Here is a 6,284-nt window from a genome sequence, read left to right as displayed (position 1 = left end):
GGTGCCTGTGTGGTAACCATGTATCGCAATGACTGAGTACCGTAAAGACTGAACTGTCACATACAGGGTGCCGGCCTGCCGGTTCGCAGGCCGGCTTCCCTGTTAAGGAGGTCCGGGATGAATGCGGTAACGACAAAAAGTAAAAGCAAGGTAGTAAAGGCCAGCTTCTCACCGCGCCGGTCTTGGCTACGCCCACGGCATTGCCCACAACTTCGGCGCCCACTATCACACGCCCCATGGCCTGGCGAATGCCATTGTGCTGCCTCACGTACTCGAATATTCCGCCCCCGCCTGCATTGAGCGCCTGGCCGAACTGGCCCGCGTCAGCGGCCTGGAGCAGGGCGGTGAAACCGATGAAGCGCTGGCAGGAAAATTCATCAAACGTGTCCGCGAACTGAAACAGGAGCTTGGCATTCCCGAGAAGCTGGACGCATTGCGCAGCGAAGATGTTCCCGACATTGCCAGGGCTGCATTGCAGGAAGCGCATTTCAGTTATGCGGTACCGCGCTATATGAATCAGACGGTGTGTGAGGCACTGTTGAAGAAGATGCAGGCCTGAGGTTTTGTGGAAACGGGGACAACGATTTAATCGAACGACATGGCGCGAGTGGCTGGATCTCCACGAGTTCACCTGCGTTGCCCATGCCCAGCTATTAACCACACAGTGGCGGTGGCAATACAATAACGGATGGCCCAATTCGGCCATTGGCGGAGTGCCTCCGGCCCGATTGCTACAGTGACTCTATACTCAAACGAGCGATGAAAAATGGGTGGATTACACCTTCATGGATTGCTTCCTCAGTGAGCCCGTAGAACGATTCTGCTTTCCGTGATAGACGTCGGTGACACGCATGAATCACTAAATCTGGCACCCCTCCGCGCTTCATGCTTTCATGATCAATACCGAATCAGCCATTAGCGCAGCTAATTAGTCATGAAAGAGAACCTGAACGATCTGATCGCCTTTATGGCCGTGGCTCGGGAACAGAGCTTTACCCGCGCCGCCGCCGGGCTGGGTGTGTCCCAGTCCCCTCAGTCAGACCCTGCGTAACCTGGAGGAGCGGCTGGACCTGAAGCTGCTCAACCGCACCACCCGCAGCGTCACCACCACGGAAGCCGGCGACCGGCTGCTGGAACTGGTAGGGCCGGCGCTGGACGATATCGACGCCGGGCTGGCGGAGCTGCACTCGCTCAAGGGCAAACCCGCCGGCACCGTACGCATCACCGCCGATGAATTTGCCGTCTCCACCGTGCTGTGGCCAGCCCTGCAGCCCCTGCTGCGTGACCACCCGGATATCAAGGTGGAACTAAGCGTGGACTATGGACTGGTGGATATTGCCAAGGAACGATTCGATGCCGGGGTACGCCGCGCCGGACTGATTGCCAAGGACATGATTGCAGTACCGATCTGCCCGCCGATCCGCATGGTCGTGGTGGGCTCACCGGACTACTTCAACCGACACACGCCACCGCAAAAACCCCAGGACCTGGTGGCACACAACGCCATCAACCTGCGCCTGCCCACCCAGGGCGGCGTCTTCCCCTGGCTGTTTCAGGTACGCAAGAAAGAAGTGAAAACCCACACGGAAGGACAACTGGTATTCAACAGCATCCTGCAAGTGCTGCAAGCGGCCAAAGACGGCATGGGCCTGGCCTACCTTCCAGAAGCCCTGGCCCAGCCGGGACTGGACGACGGCAGCCTGATCTCCGTGCTGGATCGCTATAGCCACACCTTTCCCGGCTATCACCTCTATTACACCAGCCGCCGCAAGGCCTCCACTGCCTTTGCCATGGTGGTTGATGCCTTGCGCCTTACCTGAGAGCTCTCGAAACCAATCGACCGAATATAAAAAAGGGCGACCAACCTGGCCGCCCTTGATGCTGTCGCGATGTGTTACAAGTGATCCTGATAAAACTGCTGCAGTTTTGCCAACGCCTGATCCACCGCTTGCGGCTGATCGTACAGGTCATAATGGCTGGCACCATCGACCACCAGCAGATCCTTGTTTTTCGACGCCGCACGGCCATACAGCTCGTAGCCATCCCGGTGAGAACCGAAGGCCCCGGTCTTGCTGCCGATGATGACTTGCAGCGGCTGGGTCAGCAGATGCTCAGCCAGATGGAACGCATCGAAGGCCACTGCCGGTGCCAGCCCTGAGAAACGCAGCTTGTTGGGGGAACCCGGCTGCTGCCCGCGCGGCGTGGTGTAGTAATCCACCGCTTCCACCACATCAATATCGGTAATGCCTGCCTGCTCACACTCGTCTTTCGAGTTGGGAATATAGCCGGTGATCAGCGGCTCCGCCCCACGGGCCTCGGCGGTACGCTGCTGGCCAATGGCCTCCAGGGTCTGGATCGCTGCATTCGGGGACATATCCCCCTCGCGCATCAGCCGCCCATAGTTGGCCGCCACCACGGTGCCCACCGCCTTGATACGACGCTCCGTCATGGCCGCATGCACGGCATAACCGCCACCGCCACAAATACCCAGCACCCCGATGCGGCTCTCATCCACAAAATCCTGGGTCACCAGATAGTCCACCGCACAGCGGAAGTCCTCCACCCGGGTCGCCGGGTCTTCCAGAAAACGTGGCTCGCCACCACTTTCCCCCTGGAAGGACGCATCAAACGCCAGCGTCACATACCCCATTTTCGCCAGCCGGGCGGCATAGATCGCACCGGAGGTCTGCTCCTTGCAGCTACTGATCGGGTGCGCACAGATAATCGTGGGGTACTGCCGGGACGCATCAAAGCCTTCCGGGAAGTACAGATTGGCGGCCACATCGACATTACGGTTCTTGAAGCTCACAGCTTTCATGGTCTTACCCTCTTGTGAATCCATTAGGTTGGTCAGTGACTATGGGATTCACGGTAGCAAGCGGGGATTGTTCTGATTAGATGGCAATTTAAGGAAGGGGTTATTAGCTTAGCCAATGAATTAAGGCAGTACTACATTTTCGACACTGCGCTTTACTGCATGATGCAATATCTTCCCAGATCTCTTATTTCGTACCCCAAAGGGGGGTAGGCCAGCTCCATGTCTACGAGCACCTAAACCCCACTCTCAATCGCCAAACTAGACCGCATCATCGCCTTGTCTCGATCTGACGGAGCACCAAAAAGCTTGTGGTAGTCGCGGCTGAACTGGGACGGGCTTTCATAACCGACCAGGTAATCAACGCTGGCCACGTCCTGCTCGCTGAATAGCAGCCGCCAGGCTTCCTGCAAACGCACCCGCTCCTGGAACTGCACCTGGGTTAGCTGGCTGATGGTCTTGAAATGCCGATGAAAAACGCGGGGCTTATATTCGGCATAGCGGTCAGCTCCCCGACTTTGAAAGACTTTTGATAATTCGCATGCATCCAAGTCGTGACCCGACCGATGCGAGTGATGTCGCTGTCTTTCTGCCGATTTGGTGTAACGCCGCCGCCCCCCCCCAGCGGCGAGCACAACAGGCTCCAACAAATTTCCCTGCGTATAAGCGGCGCCATCTTTTCGCAAGCGGCCAGTATCTTGAGCGGTTATAGATTGACTAAACAACCTGGCTGGCAAAAATGAATCCGAGGCAGAAGCGACAACCTGTGGCGCTAGGGAGCTGGATCAGGTTAAAAGATTATGCATAAGCCATTGGGCGGCGCAGGGTAGCAGGACAGCGATTCGTGGCCACATTTGCTGTTGTGTGATGCAGGCTGCTGATTGTCCAGAGGTGTCCAAGCGAGTCCATCAAAATCCCGATTCTTTGTATAGGTTGTAGTTCAGGGTCTTGGCTTATGGTTGTCGATAGTCAATAAATACAGCCTAAACACACCTGTACATCATAGGTGTATTAAGGCTTCTATGGCGTTGGCTACTCGCTGGTGAGCTATTTTTCGCTCCTCAAAATAATCATACCGATCATAAATCCCCTCAACCCCCTTCAGCTTGTGATTCAAACACCTCTCCGCCACATGGCTCGGCACACCTTCCGCAGCTGCGAGGCTGCGGAAGGTGCGTCGCAGGTCGTGGATGGTGAAGTGTTCCAAGTCGTCCATTTTGTTGGGTGGCTGCACCTTCCGGCCAGCCTCTCGGCCAAATAGCTTGGAAATGGCGCGGTTCAGGGTGTCAGGGCCCATGTGGGGGCGTTTGCTGGCGCGCCTGGCAGGGAACACATAGGGGGAGCCGCAGGCATGGCCTTGCTGTACCTTTAGCCACTCAATGGCTTGGGTTGGCAGAGGGATGGTGATCGATGCGCCAGTCTTGCTGCGCTCTTTGGAGAGATCCCAGATTCCGGCCTCGAGGTCGAATTCTTCCCAGCGGGCCTCGCATAGCTCGCTTTTTCTCACGCCTAGCACCAGGAACAAGCAGCAGGCCCGATAGTTGTCTCGACCAAAGCTGCTGATGTGCTCCCGGAAGACCCCAAAGGAATGTTCGATTTCTTCCAGCGTCAGGGTGCGCTCCCGGCTGGCTTCGACGCCGCCGGCGTCGCTGACGGTGAAGGGACTGGCCGGGTTGTTCTGGCACAGGTCCAGTTTGATGCCATGACGAAACAGCTGCTTCATGTACATCAGGGTGTCATTGGCGATGGTGGGGCGGTTGCTGCGCTGAACGCGCTGCAGGACTGCCCGGATATCCCTTGGGGTGACGTCGGCAATCGGGTAGAGGCCGATCACCGGGTGGATTTCTTTCTGGTAGATGCGCTTGGGGATGTTGGGGTGTTTCAGGCGCCGGGACAGATCGGTCTCATGCCAGTCCTGGAAGAGGTCTTTGACGGTGCGGATGTCGGGCTGGACAACTTTGGCCCTTTCCTGGATTGGGTCGGTGCCCGTTCGGATGCCTTGCTTGGTCAGCACAGCGGCTTCCCGGGCGTCACCCAGGGACATCTGGGGGTATTGGCCCAAGGTAATCTCGTGGCGCTTGCCTTGGGCGCTGTAGCGCAGCATCCAGTAGGGCGTGCCTGACTTGCGCACGCAGAAATAGAGGCCGCCACCATCGGTATGCTTCTTGGGGGCCTGCTTTGCCAGGGACTTGATCTGAGTGGCGCTGAGTTTGCTCATTTTGACCTTGTGGCGTTTGAGCCTATAAAAACAGGCTGCCCACCACTTTTTTTTTGTTGATTAAAGAGAAAAATTCTCTGTTATCAATGGTATGCAGGCAGTCTCTTGATGGCTGCCCACCATTTCAGGTCAATATAGGTGTCAGGGAGGGAAAAGTCACGTTTTTGCCCACCATTTTGCCCACCACTTTTGTCTGGATAGTGGTGGATGGCAGTGGATTTCCATGGATTGAGTTTCGAATTTAATTCTTTAAAAACAACGTATTAAATACGATTATGGACTTACCTGGATTTTACTCGATATTCTGGATCTGCTCCCGCATCTGCTCGATGAGCACCTTGAGCTCCACCGCCGCCGCTGTGGTTTCGCTGTCTACGGATTTGCTTGCCAGGGTGTTGGCTTCGCGGTTGAGCTCCTGCATCAGAAAATCCAGCCGGCGACCGATGTGGCCGCCCTTCTTGAGGATGCGGCGCACTTCGCTGACGTGGGTCACCAGGCGGTCCAGTTCTTCGTCCACGTCCATTTTCTGGGCCAGCATCACCAGTTCCTGCTCCAGCCGGTCCGGGTCCGGCGAGTCGATCACATCCTGAATGCGGGTACGCAGGCGCTCCCGCTGAGCGTCCTTGATGCGGGGAATGGCGGCTTTGACGATCTCGATCTGGGTACCGATGCCATCCAGCCGGTCGACGATCAGCTGGCCCAGTTGCTCCCCTTCCCGGCGGCGGGTGTCGACAAGGGCTTCCAGGGCCTCATCCAGCAGGGACAGGGACTCGTTCTGTAGCAGCTCCACATCCAGCTGGCGGGTACTGAGAACGCCGGGGTAGCGGAGGATTTCCATGGGATTCACTTGCCCCGGGTGCTGGACGATGTCGCCCACCCGGCGGGACACGTCGGAAAGCTGTTTGACCAGCTCCTCGTTCAATTCCAAGGATGCCTCACTGTCGTCCTGCTGGTAGCGCAGGGTCACTTCCACCTTGCCCCGGGCCAGGGCCTTGCGGCATTTCTCGCGCACGCCGTTTTCCAGGGCGCGCAGCGCATCGGGCAGACGCGGGCTCACTTCCAGGTACCGGTGGTTCACGGCTTTGATCTCCCAGACCAGGCTGTAACCTTCCAGATGACGGTCGGCGCGGGCAAAGGCGGTCATACTGCAGATCATGGGTGAACCTCGAAACAGCTGTTGGGACGGACCCATAGTCTAGACCACAGGGCCCGGTGTGGCCTAATAATGCGCCAGGCAGGCAGACCGGCCCC

Annotated in this window: 5 protein-coding genes and 3 pseudogenes; 4 read left to right on the top strand and 4 right to left on the bottom strand. The window is 57.4% G+C overall.

The window, feature by feature from the left end; genetic code table 11:
• Positions 1 to 184 precede the first annotated feature (184 nt).
• From A3714_RS16165 to A3714_RS16160, 4 genes and pseudogenes are all read left to right on the top strand, one after another.
• Positions 185 to 559, top strand: a pseudogene (locus A3714_RS16165) (iron-containing alcohol dehydrogenase); the annotation flags it as partial.
• A 19-nt stretch (positions 560 to 578) separates the two neighbouring features.
• Positions 579 to 740 (top strand): annotated as a pseudogene (locus A3714_RS17605) (integrase core domain-containing protein); the annotation flags it as partial.
• A 194-nt stretch (positions 741 to 934) separates the two neighbouring features.
• Positions 935 to 1,061: pseudogene (locus A3714_RS18305) on the top strand (LysR family transcriptional regulator); the annotation flags it as partial.
• A 189-nt stretch (positions 1,062 to 1,250) separates the two neighbouring features.
• Positions 1,251 to 1,820, top strand: coding sequence for a LysR substrate-binding domain-containing protein (locus tag A3714_RS16160; RefSeq protein ID WP_231866110.1), 570 nt, complete (start codon positions 1,251 to 1,253; stop codon positions 1,818 to 1,820).
• A gap of 74 nt (positions 1,821 to 1,894) precedes the next feature.
• Here A3714_RS16160 and A3714_RS16155 read toward each other — a convergent pair whose 3' ends face one another.
• The 4 genes from A3714_RS16155 to A3714_RS16140 all read right to left on the bottom strand — a co-directional run bounded on the left by A3714_RS16155 (position 1,895) and on the right by A3714_RS16140 (position 6,189).
• Positions 1,895 to 2,818 carry an alpha/beta hydrolase gene (locus A3714_RS16155; protein ID WP_035248713.1) on the bottom strand — a complete coding sequence of 308 codons (924 nt, stop codon included), beginning with the start codon at positions 2,816 to 2,818 and terminating at the stop codon, positions 1,895 to 1,897.
• 233 nt (positions 2,819 to 3,051) lie between these two features.
• Positions 3,052 to 3,366: a helix-turn-helix domain-containing protein gene (locus A3714_RS16150; protein ID WP_052042919.1), complete on the bottom strand. Its 315-nt coding sequence runs from the start codon at positions 3,364 to 3,366 to the stop codon at positions 3,052 to 3,054.
• Positions 3,367 to 3,815: 449 nt separating this feature from the next.
• On the bottom strand, positions 3,816 to 5,033 hold the full coding sequence (locus A3714_RS16145) for a site-specific integrase (RefSeq protein WP_063508271.1): 1,218 nt from the start codon (positions 5,031 to 5,033) through the stop codon (positions 3,816 to 3,818).
• 292 nt (positions 5,034 to 5,325) lie between these two features.
• A complete protein-coding gene (locus A3714_RS16140; RefSeq protein WP_063508272.1) occupies positions 5,326 to 6,189 on the bottom strand; it encodes a YicC/YloC family endoribonuclease in 864 nt (287 codons plus the stop codon).
• Between the last annotated feature and the right edge of the window lie 95 nt (positions 6,190 to 6,284).

Origin of the sequence: Alcanivorax sp. HI0007 (genome assembly GCF_001635525.1) — a bacterium.
Lineage (GTDB): Bacteria > Pseudomonadota > Gammaproteobacteria > Pseudomonadales > Alcanivoracaceae > Alcanivorax.
Note: the sequence above shows the minus strand (reverse complement) of the source record. Positions and strands in the feature narration are given on the sequence as shown.

Excerpts from the sequence above, each read along its gene's own strand:
- A3714_RS16145 (WP_063508271.1), bottom strand. The coding sequence starts at position 5,033 with ATGAGCAAACTCAGCGCCACTCAGATCAAGTCCCTGGCAAAGCAGGCC.
- A3714_RS16140 (WP_063508272.1), bottom strand. The coding sequence starts at position 6,189 with ATGATCTGCAGTATGACCGCCTTTGCCCGCGCCGACCGTCATCTGGAA.
- A3714_RS16155 (WP_035248713.1), bottom strand. The coding sequence starts at position 2,818 with ATGAAAGCTGTGAGCTTCAAGAACCGTAATGTCGATGTGGCCGCCAAT.